The following is a 21,003-nucleotide window of genomic DNA, read 5'->3' as shown; positions in this document are numbered from 1 at the left end:
GCCCATGAAGGTCGGTGCCGTCGTCATCACCATGGGCAACCGCCCCGAGGAGCTGCGCGCCCTGCTCGACTCGGTGGCCAAGCAGGACGGCGACCCGGTCCAGGTCGTCGTGGTCGGCAACGGCTCGCCCGTGCCGGAGGTGCCGGACGGCGTGCGCACCGTCGAGCTGCCCGAGAACCTGGGCATCCCCGGCGGCCGCAACGTCGGCATCGAGGCGTTCGGACCGGGCGGCAGCGACGTCGACGTCCTGCTCTTCCTCGACGACGACGGGCTGCTCGCGCGCACCGACACCGCCGAGCTGTGCCGCGAGGCCTTCGCGGCCGACGACGCGCTGGGCATCATCAGCTTCCGCATCGCCGACCCGGACACCGGCGAGACCCAGCGCCGGCACGTCCCGCGGCTGCGCGCCGCCGACCCGATGCGCTCCTCCCGGGTCACCACCTTCCTCGGCGGCGCCAACGCGGTGCGCACCCGCGTCCTCACCCAGGTCGGCGGCCTGCCCGACGCGTTCTTCTACGCCCACGAGGAGACCGACCTGGCCTGGCGGGCCCTGGACGCGGGCTGGATGATCGACTACCGGTCCGACATGGTGCTGAACCACCCGACGACCGCGCCGTCCCGGCACGCGGTCTACCACCGCATGGTCGCCCGCAACCGTGTCTGGCTGGCCCGCCGCAACCTCCCCGCGCTCCTGATCCCGGTCTACCTCGGCGTCTGGATGCTGCTCACCCTGCTGCGCCGGCCGTCGCGACCTGCGCTGAAGGCATGGTTCGGGGGCTTCCGCGAGGGCTGGGCCACCCCGTGCGGTCCCCGTCGGCCCATGCGGTGGCGTACGGTGTGGCGCCTGACCCGGCTGGGCCGCCCCCCGGTGATCTGACAAGCTCGTACCCGAGAGCGTCCCGGCCCCGACCGGGGCCACCAGGTCCATGCCAGGCCCGCGCGGCCGAGCATTCTCGAAGACGAAAGTTTCCACCAGTGAGTGAGACAACGCACGACGGCACGGTCGCCATGACCAAGCCCGTGTCGCCCGACGAGGGCCTCACACCGGCCCGGCTCGCCGCCAAGTACGGGCTGTCCGTGAGCGGTGCCAGACCTTCCCTCGTGGAGTACGTCCGTCAGCTCTGGGGGCGGCGGCACTTCATCCTCGCCTTCTCCCAGGCGAAGCTGACCGCCCAGTACAGCCAGGCCAAGCTCGGCCAGCTGTGGCAGGTGGCCACCCCGCTGCTGAACGCGTTCGTCTACTTCGCGATCTTCGGTCTGATCCTGAACGCGGGCCGCGGCATGTCCAAGGACGTGTACATCCCGTTCCTGGTGACCGGTGTGTTCGTCTTCACCTTCACCCAGTCCTCCGCGATGGCGGGGGTGCGGGCCATCTCCGGCAACCTCGGGCTGGTGCGGGCGCTGCACTTCCCGCGCGCCTCGCTGCCCGTCTCGTTCGCGCTCCAGCAGCTCCAGCAGCTGCTGGCCTCGATGATCGTCCTGTTCGCGGTGGTCATCGGCTTCGGCAGCTACCCCTCGCTGTCCTGGCTGCTGGTCGTGCCGGCGCTCGTCCTGCAGTTCCTGTTCAACGTGGGCCTCGCGCTCATCGTGGCCCGCATGGGAGCCAAGACGCCGGACCTGGCCCAGCTGATGCCGTTCATCATGCGGACCTGGATGTACGCGTCGGGCGTGATGTTCTCCATCCCGATCATGCTGGAGGACAAGCCGGCCTGGCTCGCCGACGTGCTCCAGTGGAACCCGGCCGCCGTCTACATGGACCTGATCCGCTTCGCGCTGATCGACGGGTACGGCTCCGAGAACCTGCCGCCGCACGTGTGGGCGGTCGCGTTCGGCTGGGCCGTGGTCCTCGCCGTGGGCGGCTTCGTGTACTTCTGGAAGGCGGAGGAGAGGTACGGCCGTGGCTGAGCAGCAGCAGGACCAGCGGGTGCCGACGGTCATCGCGGACGAACTGCACATCGTCTACCGCGTCAACGGCGCCAAGACCGGCAAGGGCAGCGCCACCGCGGCCCTCAGCCGCATACTCAAGCGCGGCGAGGAACGGGGCGTGCGCAAGGTGCACGCCGTGCGCGGGGTCTCCTTCACCGCCTACCGGGGCGAGGCCATCGGCCTGATCGGCTCCAACGGCTCCGGCAAGTCGACGCTGCTGCGGGCCATCGCCGGCCTGCTGCCGGCCGAGCGCGGCAAGGTCTACACCGACGGCCAGCCCTCCCTGCTCGGGGTGAACGCCGCCCTGATGAACGACCTGACCGGCGAGCGCAACGTCATCCTCGGCGGCCTCGCCATGGGCATGAGCCGCGAGCAGATCAAGGAGCGCTACCAGGAGATCGTCGACTTCTCGGGGATCAACGAGAAGGGCGACTTCATCACCCTGCCGATGCGCACCTACTCCTCCGGCATGGCCGCCCGGCTGCGATTCTCCATCGCCGCCGCCAAGGACCACGACGTCCTGATGATCGACGAGGCGCTGGCCACCGGCGACCGCAAGTTCCAGACCCGCTCCGAGGAACGCATCCGGGAACTGAAGAAGAAGGCCGGCACCATCTTCCTGGTCAGTCACAACAACAAGTCCATCCGCGACACCTGCAACCGGGTCCTGTGGCTGGAGCGGGGCGAGCTGCGCATGGACGGCCCGACCGACGAGGTGCTCAAGGAGTACGAGAAGTTCACGGGCAAGTAGCCCGACACGCCGGGGCCTCGCCGGAACTGTTCCGGCGAGGCCCCGCGTCTGCAAAGGAAACGTCAACTCCTGGCGTTCTCAGGAATCTTGAAGTCAATCGGTGTGTTGTTGTGATGCACCGTGCACCCCGACGGACGCCCGTGAGTTGTACAACGTAAGCTGTACCGGTCCCGAAACGCGGCACATGGGGCGATAATGCCCGACACCCTCGACCGGGCCTGCTGCGCGGGTGGCGGGGCGGCGTGTCCGAAATAGTGTGTTTTGGGTCGGCAGTGTAGAACGGGAGATGTGACGGCAATGGCGACGGAAACTCCCCAGCTCCGCGAAGCGTGCGCCGTCCCCGCCCAGGGCAGCCCGCGATGACGGCCACCGACACGGCGCACGCCGTCGACCCGGAGCGCGGCACCCTCGCCAAGGCCGCCGACGAGAACTTCCCCGTCGCCCCCTTCTTCCTGCCCCGCGCCTGGCGCACCGACCTCATGGCGGTCTACGGCTTCGCCCGCCTCGTCGACGACATCGGCGACGGCGACCTCGCCCCGGGCGGAGCGGACGCCCGCCTCCTCGGCGTCCCCGGGGACCGCGCCGACGACCGCCTGCTGATGCTGGACGCCTTCGAGGCGGACCTGCGCAGGGTCTTCGGCGGCTCCGACGGCCCGCCCCGCCACCCGCTGCTGCGCCGCCTGGTGCCCACCGTGCGCCGCCGCGCGCTGACCCCCGAGCCCTTCCTCGGCCTGATCGCCGCCAACCGCCAGGACCAACTGGTCGCCCGGTACGAGACCTACGACGACCTCCTCGCCTACTGCGAGCTGTCCGCCAACCCGGTCGGCCGTCTCGTCCTGGCCGTCACCGGCACCTCGACGCCCGAGCGGATCCGCCGTTCCGACGAGATCTGCACCGCCCTGCAGATCGTCGAACACCTCCAGGACGTCGCCGAGGACCTCGCACGTGACCGGATCTACCTGCCCGCCGAGGACATGAAACGTTTCCACGTCCAGGAGACGGACCTCGCCGCGCCCACCGCCAACGCGTCCGTGCGCGCCCTGATCGCCTACGAGGCCGCGCGCGCCCGCGACCTGCTGAATGAAGGAGCCCCCCTGGTGGGTAGCGTCCACGGCAGGCTGCGACTGCTCCTCGCGGGCTTCGTGGCGGGTGGCAGGGCGGCGCTGGGCGCGATCGCGGCGGCGGATCACGACGTACTTCCCGGCCCGCCCAAGTCAGGCAAGGTCCACTTGCTGCGCGAGGCGGGCGTGGTCCTGCGAGGAGAGGGGTGATCGGGTCCGTGGAGTCGTCAGCGAACATGCCGGCACCGGTGCTCGCCGCCTACAGCTACTGCGAGGCCGTCACCGGTCAGCAGGCACGTAACTTCGCCTACGGCATCCGGCTGCTGCCCACGCCGAAGCGACGGGCGATGTCCGCGCTGTACGCGTTCTCGCGCCGGGTGGACGACATCGGTGACGGGACGCTGGCGGACGACGTCAAGGTCGCCCGGCTGGACGAGACCCGGGCCGTGCTCGCCCGGATCCAGGACGGCGCGGTCGACGAGGACGACACCGATCCGGTCGCCGTCGCCCTCGCCCACGCGTCCCGGCAGTTCCCGATCCCGCTGGGCGGCCTCGACGAGCTGATCGACGGCGTCCAGATGGACCTGCGCGGTGAGACCTACGAGACCTGGGACGACCTGAAGGTCTACTGCCGCTGTGTGGCGGGCGCCATCGGACGCCTCTCGCTCGGCGTCTTCGGCACCGAACCGGGGGCGCGCGGCGCCGAGCGCGCGCCCGAGTACGCCGACACGCTCGGGCTGGCGCTGCAGCTCACCAACATCCTGCGCGACGTCCGGGAGGACGCCGAGGGCGGGCGCACCTACCTGCCCGCCGACGACCTCGCCAAGTTCGGCTGCTCGGCCGGCTTCGACGGACCGACACCACCCGAGGGTTCCGACTTCGCGGGCCTCGTGCACTTCGAAGTGCGTCGGGCCCGCGCCCTTTTCGCCGAGGGCTACCGGCTGCTGCCCATGCTCGACCGGCGCAGCGGCGCCTGCGTGGCCGCCATGGCCGGCATCTACCGCCGCCTCCTGGACCGCATCGAGCGCGACCCCGAGGCCGTACTGCGCGGCCGGGTCTCGCTGCCGGGACGCGAGAAGGCGTACGTCGCCGTGCGCGGTCTGTCCGGCCTCGACACCCGGCACGTCACCCGGCGGACCGTCAGGAGGCGCGCCTGATGGACACACCGGGCACACTCGACACCCAGGACCCGCACGAAACCACCGGCGGGCGGCGGCGGGCAACCCTCCGGTGGCGGTCGGCGTCCCTGACTGAGACGGTCAGCCGTACGCCGTTCAAACACCACGGTGACCGGACAGGGAGGGGCGCACCATGACGCAGGGCAACGGCACGCGCGAGGGCGGACCGCTCGCGGACGTCCCGGCCCTCGGCCCCGGCGGACACGCCGTCGTGGTCGGCGGCGGACTCGCGGGAGCCACCAGCGCGCTCGCACTCGCCGACGCCGGGGTGCGCGTCACCCTGCTCGAAGGACGCCCACGGCTGGGCGGGCTCGCCTTCTCCTTCCAGCGCGGCGACCTCACCGTCGACAACGGCCAGCACGTGTACCTGCGCTGCTGCACCGCCTACCGGTGGTTCCTCGACCGGATCGGCGGATCCGCGCTCGCACCGGTGCAGGAACGTCTCGACGTGCCCGTGGTCGACCTGGCGAGGACCGAGGGCAACCGGCTCGGCAGACTGCGGCGCGACGCGCTGCCCGTGCCCCTGCACCTGGGGCGCAGCCTGGCGACCTACCCGCACCTCTCCCTCGCCGAACGCGCCTCGGTGGGGCGCGCCGCGCTCGCGCTGAAGGGGCTCGACCCCGCCGATCCGACCCTGGACACCCAGGACTTCGGCAGCTGGCTGACCGCGCACGGCCAGTCGGCGCGTGCCGTCGAGGCCCTGTGGGACCTGGTCGGGGTGGCCACCCTCAACGCGGTCGCGGGCGACGCCTCGCTGGGGCTCGCCGCGATGGTGTTCAAGACCGGTCTGCTGTCCGACCCGGGAGCGGCCGACATCGGGTGGGCCCGTGTCCCGCTGGGCGAACTGCACGACCGGCTGGCCCGCAAGGCGCTCGACTCCGCGGGCGTCCGTACCGAGGTCCGTACACGCGTCACCTCCGTCTCTGTAAACGAGAACGGGGGCTGGAGCGTTCAGGTTCCCGGCGAGACGCTCGAAGCAGACGCGGTCGTCCTCGCCGTACCCCAGCGCGAGGCCCACGACCTGCTGCCCGACGGTGCGCTGGACACCCCGGAAAATCTTCTGCGGATCGACACCGCGCCGATCCTCAACATCCACGTGGTCTACGACCGCGAGGTGCTCGCCGCACCGTTCCTCACCGCCCTCGGCACCCCGGTGCAGTGGGTGTTCGACCGTACCGAGGCATCCGGTCTGAAGGAGGGTCAGTACCTGGCGCTGTCCCAGTCGACCGCGCAGAACGAGATCGACGAACCGGTGGCCGTGCTGCGCGAGCGGTACCTGCCGGAGCTGGAGCGGCTGCTGCCGCGCACCCGGGGTGCCGAGGTGAAGGACTTCTTCGTGACCAGGGAGCGCACCGCCACGTTCGCCCCCGCTCCCGGCGTCGGCCGCCTGCGGCCCGGCGCCCGTACCAAGGCACCCGGCTTCTACCTGGCCGGAGCGTGGACCGCCACCGGGTGGCCCGCGACCATGGAGAGTGCGGTTCGCAGCGGTGTCGCAGCGGCGGCCGCCGCGCTCGGCACCCCGGGCCGGACCCGCGGCCTCCTTCCCGATTTCTTCGAGGAGGCGGCGTGAGAGCCGATCCGCGCGGGACCGACCCCCGCACTCCCGGCACCGCAACTGGAGGAAAGACTGTGCCCACTGTGCCCCCGGCCGCGAAGGCCGATCGACGGACCACGGTGGACGTGACCGCGCTTCTGGAGCGCGGCCGGACCCTGGCCACGCCGGTCCTGCGGGCGGCGGTCGACCGCCTGGCCCCTCCCATGGACACCGTCGCCGCCTACCACTTCGGCTGGATCGACGCCCAGGGCAACCCCGCCGACGGCGACGGCGGCAAGGCCGTGCGCCCCGCGCTCGCCGTGCTCTCCGCCGAGGTGACCGGTGCCGCGCCCGAGGTCGGCGTGCCCGGCGCGGTGGCCGTGGAACTGGTGCACAACTTCTCCCTCCTGCACGACGACCTGATGGACGGCGACGAGCAGCGCCGCCACCGCGACACCGTCTGGAAGGTGCACGGCCCCGCCCAGGCCATCCTGGTCGGCGACGCCCTGTTCGCCCTGGCCAACGAGGTGCTGCTCGAACTGGGCACCGTCGAGGCCGGGCGGGCCACCCGCCGCCTGACCAAGGCCAGCCGCTCGCTGATCGACGGCCAGGCCCAGGACATCTCCTACGAGCACCGCGACCGCGTCAGCGTCGAGGAGTGCCTGGAGATGGAGGGCAACAAGACCGGCGCCCTGCTCGCCTCCGCCAGCTCCATCGGCGCCGTGCTCGGCGGCGCCGACGAGCGCACCGCCGACACCCTGGAGAAGTACGGCTACCACCTGGGCCTCGCCTTCCAGGCCGTCGACGACCTGCTCGGCATCTGGGGCGACCCGGACGCCACCGGCAAGCAGACCTGGAGCGACCTGCGCCAGCGCAAGAAGTCGCTGCCGGTCGTCGCCGCCCTCGCGGCCGGCGGGTCCGCCTCCGAGCGGCTCGGCGAGATCCTCGCCGCCGACGCCAAGACCAGTGACTTCGCGAACTTCTCCGAGGAGGAGTTCGCGGCCCGCGCCGCCCTCATCGAGGAAGCGGGCGGGCGGGAGTGGACCGCCGACGAGGCGCGTCGCCAGCACACCATCGCCATCGAAGCCCTCGACGCCGTCGACATGCCCGACCGGGTGCGGGAGATGTTCACGGCGCTCGCGGACTTCGTCGTCGTACGAAAGAGATGATCATTATCGGTCGAATAGCCCTCGCGTAGTCGCCGGCCGGTGTCGTGGAGACACGAGCACCGGCCGACGGCGGACCCAGCAGACGCACCACGCACACTGCACGAAGGGGAAGCCATGACAGCGACGACCGACGGAAGCACCGGGGCCTCCGTGAGGCCCCTGGCAGCCTCGGCCAGCGACACCGACATCACGATCCCCGCCGCGGCGGCCGGGGTACCCGAAGCCGCCGCACGCGCCACCCGGCGCGCCACCGACTTCCTGCTCTCCAAGCAGGACGCCCAGGGCTGGTGGAAGGGCGACCTCGAGACGAACGTCACGATGGACGCCGAAGACCTGCTCCTGCGTCAGTTCCTGGGCATCCAGGACGAGGAGACCACCCGCGCCGCCGCCCTGTTCATCCGCGGCGAGCAGCGCGAGGACGGCACCTGGGCCACCTTCTACGGCGGCCCCGGCGAGCTGTCCACCACCATCGAGGCATACGTCGCCCTCCGCCTGGCCGGCGACGCGCCCGACGCGCCCCACATGGCCCGGGCCGCCGAATGGATCAGGTCCCGCGGCGGCATCGCCTCCGCCCGGGTCTTCACCCGGATCTGGCTGGCCCTGTTCGGCTGGTGGAAGTGGGACGACCTGCCCGAACTCCCACCGGAACTCATCTACTTCCCCACCTGGGTCCCGCTCAACATCTACGACTTCGGCTGCTGGGCCCGGCAGACCATCGTGCCGCTCACCATCGTCTCCGCGAAGCGGCCGGTGCGACCCGCGCCCTTCCCGCTGGACGAACTGCACACCGACCCGGCCCGGCCCAATCCGCCGCGCCCCCTGGCCCCGGCGGCCAGCTGGGACGGCGCCTTCCAGCGCATCGACAAGGCCCTGCACGCCTACCGCAAGGTCGCCCCGCGCCGGCTGCGCAGGGCCGCGATGAACAGCGCCGCCCGCTGGATCATCGAGCGGCAGGAGAACGACGGCTGCTGGGGCGGCATCCAGCCCCCCGCCGTCTACTCGGTCATCGCGCTCTATCTGCTCGGCTACGACCTCGAACACCCCGTGATGCGCGCGGGCCTGGAGTCGCTGGACCGTTTCGCCGTGTGGCGCGAGGACGGCGCCCGGATGATCGAGGCATGCCAGTCCCCGGTGTGGGACACCTGCCTGGCCACCATCGCGCTCGCCGACGCGGGCGTCCCCGAGGACCACCCGCAACTGGTGAAGGCATCCGACTGGATGCTCGGCGAGCAGATCGTGCGCCCCGGCGACTGGTCGGTGAAGCGCCCCGGACTCCCGCCGGGCGGCTGGGCGTTCGAGTTCCACAACGACAACTACCCCGACATCGACGACACCGCCGAGGTGGTCCTCGCCCTGCGCCGGGTCAGGCACCACGACCCGGAGCGGGTGGAGAAGGCGATCGGCCGCGGGGTGCGCTGGAACCTCGGCATGCAGTCGAAGAACGGCGCCTGGGGCGCCTTCGACGTCGACAACACCAGCGCTTTCCCCAACCGGCTGCCGTTCTGCGACTTCGGCGAGGTCATCGACCCGCCGTCCGCCGACGTCACCGCGCACGTCGTCGAGATGCTCGCCGTCGAGGGCCTCGCCCACGACCCGCGCACCCGCCGCGGCATCCGGTGGCTCCTGGACGCCCAGGAGGCCGACGGCTCCTGGTTCGGCCGCTGGGGCGTCAACTACGTCTACGGCACCGGGTCCGTGATCCCCGCCCTGACCGCCGCGGGGCTGCCCACCTCGCACCAGGCCATCCGGCGCGCGGTGCGCTGGCTGGAGTCCGTCCAGAACGAGGACGGCGGCTGGGGCGAGGACCTGCGCTCCTACCGCTACGTCCGGGAGTGGAGCGGCCGGGGCGCCTCGACCGCCTCGCAGACCGGCTGGGCGCTGATGGCCCTGCTGGCGGCGGGGGAGCGGGAGTCCAAGGCCGTGGCGCGCGGCATCGAGTGGCTGGCGGCCACCCAGCGGGAGGACGGCTCCTGGGACGAGCCCTACTTCACGGGCACCGGCTTCCCGTGGGACTTCTCCATCAACTACAACCTCTACCGCCAGGTCTTCCCGCTCACCGCGCTCGGCCGGTACGTCAACGGGGAGCCCTTCGCCAAGAAGTCCCGCGCCACCGAGGCCCCCGCCGAGTCCGCCGCGGCCGAGGTGAAGGGCAGCTGATGACCCCGCAGACCGGCCCGTCCCCGCTGCTGATCGCCTGCGCGCTCGGCATCGAGCACCTCGCCCTGCGCACCGGCGACCGCGCCGGCGCCGGCGGGCCGGTCACCGTCCTGCGCACCGGCATGGGCCCCAAGGCCGCGGAACGCTCGGTCGCCCGGGTCCTCGCCGACCCGGCGCTCGAGTCGGCCGCCGTCCTCGCCACCGGCTTCTGCGCGGGACTGGCCACCGGCATGCACCCCGGCGACCTGGTCGTCGCCGAGGAGACCCGGGACCCCCGCTCCACCGTCCCCTGCGTCTCGACCGACCGGCTCGTCAAGGAACTCGCGCGAGCCGTCCCCGGGCGCACCGTCCACACCGGGCCGCTGACCGGCTCGGACCACGTCGTCCGCGGCCCCGAACGCGCCGACCTGCTCGCGACCGGCGCGATCGCCGTGGACATGGAGTCCGCGGCCACGCTCCTGAGCGCCGTCCGCACGGGCCCGCGCCCGGTTGCGGCCGTCCGAGTGGTCGTGGACGCTCCAGAACACGAACTCGTCCGGATCGGCACCGTGCGCGGTGGAATATCGGCTTTCCGCGTTCTTCGATCCGTTCTTCCCGCATTTTTCGAATGGCACCGTTCTTTGTTGCTCCCCCGGAGGTGAGCCCAGATGGCCATGCCCCTGCGCCAGTCCATCAAGGTCGCTACATACCTGGCCGAACAGAAGATTCGCCGACGGGACAAGTTCCCGCTCATCGTGGAGCTGGAGCCGCTCTTCGCCTGCAACCTGAAGTGTGAGGGGTGCGGAAAGATCCAGCACCCGGCCGGGGTGCTCAAGCAGCGCATGCCGGTCGCGCAGGCCGTGGGGGCGGTGCTCGAATCGGGCGCGCCGATGGTCTCCATCGCCGGCGGCGAACCCCTGATGCACCCCCAGATCGACGAGATCGTGCGGCAGTTGGTGGCCAAGCGGAAGTACGTCTTCCTCTGCACCAACGCGCTGCTCATGCGCAAGAAGATGGACAAGTTCAAGCCCTCGCCGTACTTCGCCTTCGCGGTGCACATCGACGGACTGCGCGAGCGGCACGACGAGTCCGTGGCCAAGGAAGGCGTGTTCGACGAGGCCGTGGAGGCCATCAAGGAGGCCAAGCGGCGCGGCTTCCGGGTGACCACCAACTCGACCTTCTTCAACACCGACACCCCGCAGACCATCGTCGAGGTGCTCAACTTCCTCAACGACGACCTCAAGGTCGACGAGATGATGATCTCGCCCGCCTACGCCTACGAGAAGGCACCCGACCAGGAGCACTTCCTGGGCGTGGAGCAGACCCGCGAGCTGTTCAGGAAGGCATTCTCCGGCGGCAACCGGGCCCGTTGGCGGCTCAACCACTCCCCGCTGTTCCTCGACTTCCTCGAGGGCAAGGTCGACTTCCCGTGCACCGCCTGGGCGATCCCGAACTACTCGCTCTTCGGCTGGCAGCGCCCCTGCTACCTGATGAGCGACGGCTACGTCCCGACGTACCGGGAGCTGATCGAGAAGACCGACTGGGACAAGTACGGCCGCGGCAAGGACCCGCGCTGCGACAACTGCATGGCGCACTGCGGCTACGAGCCCACCGCCGTCCTGGCCACCATGGGCTCGCTCAAGGAGTCCCTGCGCGCCATGCGCGAGACCGTCTCCTCGAACCGGGAGTGACGTCATGACCGCCATCCCCTTGGGGCTCCCCGAGGTACCGGTCCGGCCGATCGCCGAGCGGCGCGTGTCGCGGCGGATCCAGGTCGGGCCGGTGGCGGTCGGGGGTGGGGCCCCGGTGTCGGTGCAGTCGATGACGACCACCCGTACGTCCGACATCGGTGCCACGCTCCAGCAGATCGCCGAGCTGACGGCGTCGGGTTGTCAGATCGTCCGGGTGGCCTGCCCCACCCAGGACGACGCCGACGCGCTGCCCGTGATCGCGAGGAAGTCGCAGATCCCGGTGATCGCGGACATCCACTTCCAGCCCAAGTACGTCTTCGCCGCGATCGAGGCGGGCTGCGCGGCGGTCCGGGTGAACCCGGGCAACATCAAGCAGTTCGACGACAAGGTCAAGGAGATCGCCAAGGCGGCCAAGGACCACGGCACGCCGATCCGCATCGGTGTGAACGCGGGTTCCCTGGACCGCCGCCTGCTGCAGAAGTACGGCAGGGCGACCCCCGAGGCCCTCGCCGAGTCCGCCCTCTGGGAAGCCTCGCTCTTCGAGGAGCACGACTTCAGGGACATCAAGATCTCGGTCAAGCACAACGACCCGGTCGTCATGGTCGAGGCATACCGGCAACTGGCCGCGCAGTGCGACTACCCGCTGCACCTGGGCGTGACGGAGGCCGGCCCGGCGTTCCAGGGCACGATCAAGTCGGCCGTCGCCTTCGGCGCGCTGCTCTCCCAGGGCATCGGCGACACCATCCGGGTGTCGCTGAGCGCGCCGCCGGTCGAGGAGATCAAGGTCGGCATCCAGATCCTGCAGTCGCTGGGGCTCAGGGAACGCCGGCTGGAGATCGTCTCCTGCCCGTCCTGCGGCCGCGCCCAGGTCGACGTCTACAAGCTGGCCGAGGAGGTCACCGCCGGTCTGGAGGGCATGGAGGTGCCGCTGCGCGTGGCCGTCATGGGCTGCGTCGTCAACGGCCCCGGCGAGGCCCGCGAGGCGGACCTCGGCGTCGCCTCCGGCAACGGCAAGGGGCAGATCTTCGTCAAGGGCGAGGTCGTCAAGACCGTTCCCGAGTCGAAGATCGTGGAGACCCTCATCGAGGAGGCGATGAGGATCGCGGAGCAGATGGAGAAGGACGGCGCGTCGGGGGAGCCGGCCGTCACCGTGAGCTGAAACGCGGACCGAAGGGGGCCCGAGCGTGACGATTCTGGAGAACATCCGGGGACCACGCGACCTGAAGGCGCTGTCCGAGGCGGAACTCGGTGAACTGTCCGACGAGATACGTGACTTCCTGGTGCACGCGGTCGCCCGCACCGGTGGTCACCTCGGACCCAACCTCGGCGTGGTGGAGCTCACCGTCGCCCTGCACCGGGTCTTCGAGTCGCCGGACGACCGCATCCTGTGGGACACCGGCCACCAGAGCTACGTGCACAAACTGCTGACCGGACGTCAGGACTTCTCCAAGCTGCGGAGCAAGGGCGGCCTGTCCGGCTACCCCTCGCGCGAGGAGTCCGAGCACGACGTCATCGAGAACAGCCACGCCTCCACCGTCCTCGGCTGGGCCGACGGCCTCGCCAAGGCCCGCCAGGTGCAGGGGGAGCGCAGCCACGTCGTCGCCGTCATCGGTGACGGCGCGCTCACCGGCGGCATGGCCTGGGAGGCGCTGAACAACATCGCGGCGGCCAGGGACCGGCCGCTGATCATCGTCGTCAACGACAACGAACGCTCGTACGCCCCGACCATCGGCGGCCTCGCCAACCACCTCGCGACCCTGCGCACCACCGACAGCTACGAGCGGGCCCTGGCCTGGGGCAAGGACGTGCTCCAGCGCACCCCCGTGGTCGGCAACACCGTCTACGAGGCCCTGCACGGCGCCAAGAAGGGCTTCAAGGACGCCTTCGCACCGCAGGGGCTCTTCGAGGACCTGGGGCTGAAGTACCTCGGCCCGATCGACGGGCACGACATCGGCGCCGTCGAGTCGGCGCTGCGCCGTGCCAAACGCTTCCACGGCCCCGTACTGGTGCACTGCCTCACCGAGAAGGGCCGCGGCTACGAACCCGCACTGCGCGACGAGGAGGACCACTTCCACACCGTCGGCGTGATGGACCCGCTCACCTGCGAGCCGCTCAGCCCGTCGGGCGGGCCCTCCTGGACCTCGGTGTTCGGGGAGGAGATCGTCCGGATCGGCGAGGAGCGCGAGGACGTGGTGGCGATCACCGCGGCCATGCTGCACCCCGTCGGCCTCGCCCCCTTCGCCGAACGGTTCCCCGACCGCGTCTGGGACGTCGGCATCGCCGAGCAGCACGCCGCAGTGTCCGCCGCGGGCCTCGCCACCGGCGGACTGCACCCGGTCGTCGCCGTCTACGCCACCTTCCTCAACCGCGCCTTCGACCAGCTCCTGATGGACGTGGCCCTGCACCGCTGCGGGGTCACCTTCGTCCTGGACCGGGCGGGCGTCACCGGCGTCGACGGGGCCTCGCACAACGGCATGTGGGACATGTCCGTCCTCCAGGTCGTCCCCGGGCTGCGCATCGCCGCGCCGCGCGACGCCGACCAACTGCGCGCACAGCTGCGCGAGGCGGTCGCGGTGGACGACGCGCCGACGCTGCTGCGCTTCCCGAAGGAGTCCGTCGGGCCCGCCGTACCCGCCGTGGACCGGATCGGCGGCCTGGACGTCCTGCACGCCGCGGACCGCCCCGAGGTGCTGCTCGTGGCCGTGGGTGTGATGGCGCCCGTCTGCCTCGGCGCCGCCGAACTCCTCGAGGCCCGCGGCATCGGCTGCACCGTCGTCGACCCGCGCTGGGTCAAGCCCGTCGACCCGGCGCTCGCGCCGCTGGCGGCCCGGCACCGGCTGGTGGCCGTCGTCGAGGACAACAGCCGTGCCGCAGGGGTCGGTTCCGCGGTGGCGCTGGCGCTCGGCGACACCGAGGTCGACGTCCCCGTACGCCGCTTCGGCATTCCCGAGCAGTTCCTCGCGCACGCCAAGCGCGCCGAGGTGCTCGCGGACATCGGCCTCACCCCGGTCGACGTCGCCGGCCGGATCAGCGCGAGCCTGGCCCTGGCCGAACCGGCCGTGGAGGAGCCCGGGAGACCGGCAGTGGAACAGCCCGGCGACGGACGGCAGTCCGGCGAAGGACGGATCGTCATGCCAGTGCAAGGAGAGAACTGAATGACCAAGGAGTTCGACCTCGCCGCGCTCTTGGCCGAGCGCGGGGCCGAGCGGTACGAGCTGCACGCCAAGTACCTCAACCACCAGCAGCCGCGCATGCTGCGCACCATCGGCTTCGACAAGGTCTACGAGCGGGCCGAGGGCGCGCACTTCTGGGACGCGGACGGCAACGACTACCTGGACATGCTCGCCGGGTTCGCCGTCATGGGCCTGGGCCGCCACCACCCCGTCGTCCGCAAGGCGCTGCACGACGTCCTCGACGCCTCGCTCGCCGACCTGACCCGCTTCGACTGCCCGCCGCTGCCCGGCCTGCTGGCGGAGAAGCTGCTCTCCTACAGCCCGCACCTGGACCGCGTCTTCTTCGGCAACAGCGGTACCGAGGCCGTCGAGACCGCCCTGAAGTTCGCCCGGTACGCGACCGGCAGGCAGCGGATCCTGTACTGCTCGCACGCCTTCCACGGACTGACCGCCGGCTCCCTGTCCGTCAACGGCGAGGACTCGTTCCGCAAGGGCTTCGCACCCCTGCTGCCCGACACCGCCGTCCCGCTCGGCGACCTGGACGCCCTGGCGCGCGAGCTGAAGAAGGGCGATGTGGCCGCCCTGATCGTGGAGCCGGTCCAGGGCAAGGGCGTGCACGAGGTACCGCCCGGCTACCTGCTCGCCGCACAGGAGTTGCTGCACCGGCACAAGGCGCTGCTGATCGCCGACGAGGTGCAGACGGGCCTCGGCCGGACCGGCAAGTTCTACGCCTACCAGCACTCGGACGGGGTCGAACCCGACCTGGTCTGCGTCGCCAAGGCGCTGTCCGGCGGCTACGTCCCGGTGGGCGCCACCCTGGGCAGGGACTGGATCTTCCAGAAGGTGTACTCCTCGATGGACCGCGTGCAGGTCCACTCGGCGAGCTTCGGGTCCAACGCGCAGGCCATGGCCGCGGGGCTCGCGGTGCTGTCGGTGATGGAGAACGAGCAGATCGTGGCGAACGCCGCCGCGGTGGGGGAGCGGCTGAAGTCCCGGCTCGCCGAGCTGGTGGGCCGCTACGAACTGCTCGCCGACGTCCGGGGCCGCGGGCTGATGATCGGCATCGAGTTCGGCCGCCCCCAGTCCCTGAAGCTGCGCAGCCGCTGGACGATGCTGCAGGCCGCGCGGAAGGGACTGTTCGCGCAGATGGTGGTCGTGCCGCTGCTGCAGCGGCACCGCATCCTGACCCAGGTGTCCGGCGACCACCTGGAGGTGATCAAGCTGATCCCGCCGCTGATCATCGACACGGCCGACGCCGACCGGTTCGTCGACGCCTTCACGGAGGTGATGGAGGACGCGCACAATGGGGGTGGCCTGATGTGGGACTTCGGCAAGACCCTGGTCAAGCAGGCGGTGGCCAACCGCTGAGCCCGGCCTGGCCCGGCCGTCCGTGCGGCCGATCGTCGGGCTTTCGCCCAGGCTTTTGCCTATGAGGCAAGAAATTTGCCTGGCGGGCAAGGGTGGGGCTGAATGGGGGCATGAGCTCCTCCGAGACCGGCCCCGCCGAGGGGACCGTCGCCGCCGTCGCGCCCCAGCTGCGGGAGCTGCGGCGGCGGGCCGCCCTCACCCTGGAGACCGCGGCCCGCGCCGCGGGGCTCTCGCCCGCCCACCTCTCCCGGCTGGAGACCGGGCAGCGCCAGCCTTCGCTGCCGATGCTGCTCTCCCTGGCCCGGGTCTACGGTACGACCGTCGCCGAGCTGCTGGGGGAGACGGCGGCCGACCGGGACGCCGTCGTGCGCGCCGCCGACATGGAACCCACGAGCGCGGGCGGCTGGACGTACTACCGGGCCGGTGCGCCGGGCCGCGGCATGCACGCCCTGCGCGTCCAGGTGCCGTACGGCTCCCAGGGCGACGTCGTGCGGGTGCACCCCGGTGAGGAGTGGCTGCACGTCCTCAGGGGCCGGTTGCGCCTGCGCCTCGGCGACACCGAGCACCGGCTCACCGCGGGGGACGGCGCGCACTTCGACTCGATGACCCCGCACCGGATCGCCGCCCAGGACCCCGACGGGGTCGAGCTGCTCTTCGTCCACACCCTGCTGCAGAGCCCGGCGGCCGCACTGTGCCTCGGCCCGGCCGCCGGCCCGAACCCCGGAGAGATGCCATGAGCACCATGCAGGAGAAGTTCCCGCGCGCCCTGTGGGTGCGACTGATCATCTACATCGCCCTGGGGCACGTCTTCGGCGGTTTCCTCTATCTGCTGTTCGAGGTGGGCGCCAAGTAGCGCCGTCGCGAGCGGGTGCCCCGGCTCAGTCCAGCATCCGCTCGCGCAGCCGCTCCCGGGTCGCGGGAGTGAGTCGCAGACCCTGCTCCAGGTAGGCGTCGACGCCGCCCCACGTCTCCTCGACGGTCTCGAAGGCAGCCGCCAGGTACTCGGCGCGCGCGTCGAACAGAGGGCTGAGCAGCTCCATGACCTCGGGGGAGTAGGCCGAGGCCGCGGAGCCGCTGCGGCGCACCTTGTAGCGGCGGTGCGCGGCGTTCGACTTCAGGTAGTCCTCGACGACGGCCTCGCGCTCGACACCCAGGGCGAGCAGCGTGACGGCGATGGACAGGCCCGCACGGTCCTTCCCGGCGGCGCAGTGCATCAGCGCGGGGACGCTGTCCTCGGCGAGCGCGTGCAGGATGCGGGAGTGCTCCGCCGTGCGCTCCGTGACGATCGAGCGGTAGGAGCCGATCATCCGGTCCGCGGCCTTGCCGTCGGCCAGGATCTCGCGCAGCTGGTCGAGATCGCCGTCACGGACCATCTTCCAGAACTCGGCGCCGTCGGCCGGGTCGCTCAGCGGCAGGTTCACATTGCGCACGCTCGGCAGGTCGACGTCCGGGCCCTCGAGCTTCTGGTCGGCCGCGTTGCGGAAGTCGAAGATCGTGTGCAGGCCCAGCGAGGCCAGGAACGCGGCGTCCTCCCCGGTGGCGTGAGCCAGGTGACCGCTGCGGAACAGCACCCCCTGCCGCACCCGCCGCCCGTCCACGGTGGGCAGTCCGCCCACGTCCCGGAAGTTGCGCACGCCGGTCAGCTCGGGTTCGGTCGACGGGACCTGCTGCGTCACGGGGGCTCCTCCCGGTCCACCCCGCCGCCGCTGCTCGCCGACGGGCGTCCCACGACGATACGGCATGACCGGGGTGCGAAATCATGCCCCGAGGGATAGTGCGGGCCGATAAGAGCTTTCTGTCCGAATTGGTGCCTTCGTAACAACTGCGCCCGGAATGACGGAGGGTGGGTGAGGGGTGCGTGAGCAGCGTCATATCCGTGACCGTGCGTTGCCCGTCATGTTCACGTAATTCAGCTGTTTCTCAAGGCCCTTCAGGGAAATCGACGCGACGGAAATCGACGCAGGGTTACCGGTAATTCCCGTAAAGGATCAATCGGAACACCGGGCGAACGAAACCCTCGCTTGTCCCTGCGCGTCTTGGTCCCTTACGTTCACCACCGATCCGGACGGACGCCTAATCCTGCCGCCGACCGGAGCCCGCACTCATCCACCACCCGTACACGGCAGGAGCGGGGGACCCACAGGTAGAACTGCCTGTTCCGGTTCCCGGAACGGCTTGGGGTAAAGCCGCGTTTCGGCGCGGCCGGGCATCTCCAGCCCGCACCCGACAGCTCACCTCGCAGGCGCCGGAGAGGAATTCGCCATGCCCGCGAAGGGTAAGCACCGCCGTACCAGGGCCATGCGCCTGACCCGCGCCATCGCCGTCGCCGGAACCGGCGGCGCCGCGCTCGCACTCCCGCTGATGGGTGCCGCCGCCGCCAACGCCGCCCCCGCGCACTCCGTTTCCGAGCAGGCCGCCGCGACGTCGGCCAAGAAGACCGCCGCGAGCGGCGACGAGAAGAACTCGGATTCCCGGACGTACACCGTGAAGAGCGGTGACTACCTTTCGAAGATCGCCGACGAGCAGCACGTCGACGGCGGCTGGAAGAAGCTCTACGCGGACAACCGCGAGGCCGTCGGTTCCGACCCGTCGCTGATCCACCCCGGTCTCGAGCTGTCGATCGGCGGCCAGGCCGCCAAGTCTGCGGCGCCGTCCTCCGCGCAGACGGAGAAGCCCGCGGAGAAGTCCGCCGAGAAGTCGGCCGTCGAGAAGCCGGCCCAGAAGTCGGCGGACGCCGAGAAGGCCGCCTCCTCTTCCTCCGCGGACTCCTCCGGCTCCTCGAACACCGGTACTCAGTCCGCGGGCACCACCAGCGGCTACACCTCCCCCGTCCAGGGCGGCACCGTCGGTACCCCGTACCACCAGTCCGGCAGCATGTGGTCCAGCGGCTACCACACCGGCACCGACTTCGTCGTCCCGACCGGCACCTCTCTCAAGGCCGTCGGCGCGGGCACCGTCGTCTCCGCCGGCTGGGGCGGCGCGTACGGCAACCAGGTCGTCATCCAGCTCGCCGACGGCCACTACGCCCAGTACGCCCACCTCTCCTCGCTCTCCGTCTCCGCCGGTCAGTCGGTGACGGCGGGTCAGCAGGTGGGCCTCTCCGGTGCCACCGGCAACGTGACCGGCCCGCACCTGCACTTCGAGATCCGCACCACGCCGGACTACGGCTCGGACATCGACCCGATCGCGTTCCTGCGCTCGCACGGCGTCTCCGTCTGACGACCGGACCCGCGCAGCCTCCGCACCCCGAAGGCCGGACCCCGATCCCCGGGTCCGGCCTTCGGCGTGTCCGGCACGCGGGGTATCCGCGTATCCGTCCCCCGATGTATTCCGGAATTGACGAACACTTTAGGCGTGGCCTTTCTCACCGCCCGTCAACCCCTTCCTACGGTCGCGTAGGTCACATTCCAAGGTGAATCATGGGCCGATGTGGCAGACGATTCGAAGAGTGACAGCAGAGCAGTGATCGGGTCGTACGTGGCGGTGGGGGACAGCTTCACCGAGGGCGTCGGCGACACCGGCCCCGACGGGGCGTTCGTCGGCTGGGCCGACCGGCTCGCCGTACTGCTCGCGGACCGGCGCCCCGAGGGCGACTTCACGTACACGAACCTCGCCGTGCGCGGCAGGCTCCTCGACCAGATCGTGGCGGAACAGGTCCCACGGGTCGTCGCACTCGCGCCGGACCTCGTCTCGTTCGCGGCGGGTGGCAACGACATCATCCGGCCCGGCACCGATCCCGACGAGGTCGCCGAGCGCTTCGAGCTGGCGGTGGCCGCGCTGACCGCCGCGGCCGGCACCGTCCTGGTGACCACCGGGTTCGACACCCGCGGGGTGCCCGTCCTCAAACACCTGCGCGGCAAGATCGCCACGTACAACGGGCACGTACGCGCCATCGCCGACCGCTACGGCTGCCCGGTGCTCGACCTGTGGTCGCTGCGCAGCGTCCAGGACCGCAGGGCGTGGGACGCCGACCGGCTGCACCTGTCGCCGGAGGGCCACACCCGTGTGGCGCTGCGCGCGGGGCAGGCCCTCGGCCTGCGGGTCCCGGCCGACCCGGACCAGCCCTGGCCGCCCCTGCCGCCGCGCGGCACGCTCGACGTCCGGCGCGACGACGTGCACTGGGCGCGCGAGTACCTGGTGCCGTGGATCGGGCGCCGGCTGCGGGGCGAGTCCTCGGGCGACCACGTGACGGCCAAGGGCACCCTGTCGCCGGACGACATCAAGACGCGGATCGCGTCGGTGGCCTGACGGCGGGGGAGCGGGCGTGCCACGGGCCCCGGTATGGGGCGGCGGGCGTACGGGCGTCAGCGCCGCGTGGCCGCCAGGGCCGCTCGCTCCAGGCCCAGTTCCCGGGCCAGCGCCTCGTCCACCCACTCCTGCGCCCGGGCCCGCGACACCGTGCCCGTGTACGACGTGAGCTGTACCGCCAGCCCGTCCAGCAACGCCGTCAGCCGCAGGGCCGCGGCGTCCGGCTCGGGGCAGGAGAACTCCCCGGCGGCCACGCCCTCGGCGATGACCTCGGCGATCGCCGCCTTCCACTGGCGGTCCAGCTCGCGGGTGACCTCCCGCAGCGCGGGCTCGCGCGGCGCCGCCGCCCAGCCCTCGATCCACAGCCGCCAGCCCTTGGCCGGACCGGTCGGCGCGTACCACCGCACGGCCGCCCGCAGGCGGCGCAACGCCGACGTACGACGGGCCAGCAGCCCCCGCAGATGGGCGAGGTCGTCCTCGGCGGCATGGGTGAACGCGGCGGCGACCAGGCGCTCCTTAGTGGAGAAGTGATAGAGCACCAGGGCGTTGCTGACGCCGAGCGCCGCGGCCACGTCGGCGATCCGCAGTGCCGCCACGCCCCGCGCCGATATCTGCTCGATGGCGGCGCCCAGCAGCTCCTCGCGCCGCTCCGCCACGCTCAACCGGACTCTCCCCACGCACGTCACCCTATACAGGCGCCCGGACGTGCGGCGACGTTCTCGCCGGTCGTCGCGGACCGGGGGAACACGGATGTGACGTCCGTCGTTC

20 protein-coding genes and 1 riboswitch are annotated in these 21,003 nt (G+C 71.3%); of the genes, 18 read left to right on the top strand and 2 right to left on the bottom strand.

The genetic code is table 11. The features are described from left to right. The first annotated feature begins 4 nt into the window (after nucleotides 1-4). The 16 genes from IE258_RS27680 (at nucleotide 5) to IE258_RS27610 (ending at nucleotide 16,840) form a co-directional block, all read left to right on the top strand. The gene (locus tag IE258_RS27680; protein ID WP_159325862.1) at nucleotides 5-877 is read left to right on the top strand and encodes a glycosyltransferase family 2 protein; all 873 of its coding nucleotides are present in this window, start codon (nucleotides 5-7) and stop codon (nucleotides 875-877) included. 98 nt (nucleotides 878-975) lie between these two features. After that, on the top strand, nucleotides 976-1,905 hold the full coding sequence (locus IE258_RS27675) for an ABC transporter permease (protein ID WP_189747823.1): 930 nt from the start codon (nucleotides 976-978) through the stop codon (nucleotides 1,903-1,905). Next, complete coding sequence (locus IE258_RS27670) at nucleotides 1,898-2,677, top strand: ABC transporter ATP-binding protein (RefSeq protein ID WP_189747821.1); 780 nt, start codon at nucleotides 1,898-1,900, stop codon at nucleotides 2,675-2,677. Before IE258_RS27675 ends, IE258_RS27670 begins: the two co-directional genes overlap by 8 nt. A 359-nt stretch (nucleotides 2,678-3,036) precedes the next feature. Continuing rightward, nucleotides 3,037-3,948 (top strand): squalene synthase HpnC, encoded by a 912-nt coding sequence (hpnC, locus tag IE258_RS27665; RefSeq protein ID WP_159325863.1) that lies wholly within the window; start codon nucleotides 3,037-3,039, stop codon nucleotides 3,946-3,948. After that, nucleotides 3,945-4,895, top strand: a complete 951-nt coding sequence (gene hpnD / locus IE258_RS27660) for a presqualene diphosphate synthase HpnD (RefSeq protein WP_373309939.1) — start codon at nucleotides 3,945-3,947, stop codon at nucleotides 4,893-4,895. Before hpnC ends, hpnD begins: the two co-directional genes overlap by 4 nt. Beyond that, nucleotides 4,895-5,053, top strand: coding sequence for a DUF6380 family protein (locus IE258_RS41370; RefSeq protein WP_159325865.1), 159 nt, complete (start codon nucleotides 4,895-4,897; stop codon nucleotides 5,051-5,053). The genes hpnD and IE258_RS41370 overlap by 1 nt, the downstream gene beginning before the upstream one ends. Next, nucleotides 5,050-6,486, top strand: a complete 1,437-nt coding sequence (gene hpnE, locus IE258_RS27655; RefSeq protein WP_189747817.1) for a hydroxysqualene dehydroxylase HpnE — start codon at nucleotides 5,050-5,052, stop codon at nucleotides 6,484-6,486. The genes IE258_RS41370 and hpnE overlap by 4 nt, the downstream gene beginning before the upstream one ends. Before the next feature lie 68 nt (nucleotides 6,487-6,554). Continuing rightward, entirely contained in the window at nucleotides 6,555-7,619 is a 1,065-nt protein-coding gene (locus IE258_RS27650; RefSeq protein ID WP_189748143.1) for a polyprenyl synthetase family protein, read from the top strand. Between the two features lie 114 nt (nucleotides 7,620-7,733). Continuing rightward, nucleotides 7,734-9,776, top strand: a complete 2,043-nt coding sequence (gene shc, locus IE258_RS27645; protein WP_189747815.1) for a squalene--hopene cyclase — start codon at nucleotides 7,734-7,736, stop codon at nucleotides 9,774-9,776. Next, on the top strand, nucleotides 9,776-10,417 hold the full coding sequence (locus IE258_RS27640; RefSeq protein WP_189747813.1) for a phosphorylase family protein: 642 nt from the start codon (nucleotides 9,776-9,778) through the stop codon (nucleotides 10,415-10,417). The genes shc and IE258_RS27640 overlap by 1 nt, the downstream gene beginning before the upstream one ends. A 6-nt stretch (nucleotides 10,418-10,423) precedes the next feature. Beyond that, nucleotides 10,424-11,446 (top strand): adenosyl-hopene transferase HpnH, encoded by a 1,023-nt coding sequence (hpnH, locus tag IE258_RS27635; RefSeq protein ID WP_030404094.1) that lies wholly within the window; start codon nucleotides 10,424-10,426, stop codon nucleotides 11,444-11,446. Between the two features lie 4 nt (nucleotides 11,447-11,450). Beyond that, the gene (ispG, locus tag IE258_RS27630; protein ID WP_189747811.1) at nucleotides 11,451-12,605 is read left to right on the top strand and encodes a flavodoxin-dependent (E)-4-hydroxy-3-methylbut-2-enyl-diphosphate synthase; all 1,155 of its coding nucleotides are present in this window, start codon (nucleotides 11,451-11,453) and stop codon (nucleotides 12,603-12,605) included. 25 nt (nucleotides 12,606-12,630) lie between these two features. After that, entirely contained in the window at nucleotides 12,631-14,601 is a 1,971-nt protein-coding gene (gene dxs, locus IE258_RS27625; protein ID WP_189747809.1) for a 1-deoxy-D-xylulose-5-phosphate synthase, read from the top strand. Next, nucleotides 14,602-15,987: an aspartate aminotransferase family protein gene (locus IE258_RS27620; protein ID WP_189747807.1), complete on the top strand. Its 1,386-nt coding sequence runs from the start codon at nucleotides 14,602-14,604 to the stop codon at nucleotides 15,985-15,987. It abuts the gene before it with no gap. 110 nt (nucleotides 15,988-16,097) lie between these two features. After that, a complete protein-coding gene (locus IE258_RS27615; protein WP_127893114.1) occupies nucleotides 16,098-16,724 on the top strand; it encodes a helix-turn-helix domain-containing protein in 627 nt (208 codons plus the stop codon). Then, nucleotides 16,721-16,840, top strand: coding sequence for a DUF6126 family protein (locus IE258_RS27610; RefSeq protein WP_087805636.1), 120 nt, complete (start codon nucleotides 16,721-16,723; stop codon nucleotides 16,838-16,840). The genes IE258_RS27615 and IE258_RS27610 overlap by 4 nt, the downstream gene beginning before the upstream one ends. Before the next feature lie 25 nt (nucleotides 16,841-16,865). On the opposite strand, the gene IE258_RS27605 is transcribed toward IE258_RS27610, so the two are convergent. After that, nucleotides 16,866-17,663, bottom strand: a complete 798-nt coding sequence (locus IE258_RS27605) for a tyrosine-protein phosphatase (protein WP_189747805.1) — start codon at nucleotides 17,661-17,663, stop codon at nucleotides 16,866-16,868. A gap of 424 nt (nucleotides 17,664-18,087) precedes the next feature. Beyond that, nucleotides 18,088-18,247, top strand: a riboswitch (cyclic di-AMP (ydaO/yuaA leader). Nucleotides 18,248-18,249: 2 nt separating this feature from the next. Here IE258_RS27605 and IE258_RS27600 point away from each other — a divergent pair. Together IE258_RS27600 and IE258_RS27595 are read left to right on the top strand one after the other, a co-directional pair. Then, complete coding sequence (locus tag IE258_RS27600; protein WP_189747803.1) at nucleotides 18,250-19,206, top strand: M23 family metallopeptidase; 957 nt, start codon at nucleotides 18,250-18,252, stop codon at nucleotides 19,204-19,206. 243 nt (nucleotides 19,207-19,449) lie between these two features. Beyond that, nucleotides 19,450-20,235 carry an SGNH/GDSL hydrolase family protein gene (locus IE258_RS27595; protein WP_189748140.1) on the top strand — a complete coding sequence of 262 codons (786 nt, stop codon included), beginning with the start codon at nucleotides 19,450-19,452 and terminating at the stop codon, nucleotides 20,233-20,235. A 56-nt stretch (nucleotides 20,236-20,291) separates the two neighbouring features. Here IE258_RS27595 and IE258_RS27590 read toward each other — a convergent pair whose 3' ends face one another. Continuing rightward, the gene (locus IE258_RS27590; protein WP_159325893.1) at nucleotides 20,292-20,912 is read right to left on the bottom strand and encodes a TetR/AcrR family transcriptional regulator; all 621 of its coding nucleotides are present in this window, start codon (nucleotides 20,910-20,912) and stop codon (nucleotides 20,292-20,294) included. Nucleotides 20,913-21,003 lie beyond the last annotated feature (91 nt).

Origin of the sequence: Streptomyces tendae, assembly GCF_014650435.1 — a bacterium.
In the GTDB taxonomy this organism is placed as follows: Bacteria; Actinomycetota; Actinomycetes; order Streptomycetales; family Streptomycetaceae; genus Streptomyces; species Streptomyces tendae.
This window is presented reverse-complemented; position numbering and strand designations above follow the sequence as displayed.

Excerpts from the sequence above, each read along its gene's own strand:
- hpnC (WP_159325863.1), top strand. The coding sequence starts at position 3,037 with ATGACGGCCACCGACACGGCGCACGCCGTCGACCCGGAGCGCGGCACC.
- hpnE (WP_189747817.1), top strand. The coding sequence starts at position 5,050 with ATGACGCAGGGCAACGGCACGCGCGAGGGCGGACCGCTCGCGGACGTC.
- IE258_RS27640 (WP_189747813.1), top strand. The coding sequence starts at position 9,776 with ATGACCCCGCAGACCGGCCCGTCCCCGCTGCTGATCGCCTGCGCGCTC.
- IE258_RS27680 (WP_159325862.1), top strand. The coding sequence starts at position 5 with ATGAAGGTCGGTGCCGTCGTCATCACCATGGGCAACCGCCCCGAGGAG.
- IE258_RS27620 (WP_189747807.1), top strand. The coding sequence starts at position 14,602 with ATGACCAAGGAGTTCGACCTCGCCGCGCTCTTGGCCGAGCGCGGGGCC.
- shc (WP_189747815.1), top strand. The coding sequence starts at position 7,734 with ATGACAGCGACGACCGACGGAAGCACCGGGGCCTCCGTGAGGCCCCTG.
- hpnH (WP_030404094.1), top strand. The coding sequence starts at position 10,424 with ATGGCCATGCCCCTGCGCCAGTCCATCAAGGTCGCTACATACCTGGCC.
- ispG (WP_189747811.1), top strand. The coding sequence starts at position 11,451 with ATGACCGCCATCCCCTTGGGGCTCCCCGAGGTACCGGTCCGGCCGATC.
- IE258_RS27610 (WP_087805636.1), top strand. The coding sequence starts at position 16,721 with ATGAGCACCATGCAGGAGAAGTTCCCGCGCGCCCTGTGGGTGCGACTG.
- IE258_RS27615 (WP_127893114.1), top strand. The coding sequence starts at position 16,098 with ATGAGCTCCTCCGAGACCGGCCCCGCCGAGGGGACCGTCGCCGCCGTC.
- IE258_RS41370 (WP_159325865.1), top strand. The coding sequence starts at position 4,895 with ATGGACACACCGGGCACACTCGACACCCAGGACCCGCACGAAACCACC.
- IE258_RS27600 (WP_189747803.1), top strand. The coding sequence starts at position 18,250 with ATGCCCGCGAAGGGTAAGCACCGCCGTACCAGGGCCATGCGCCTGACC.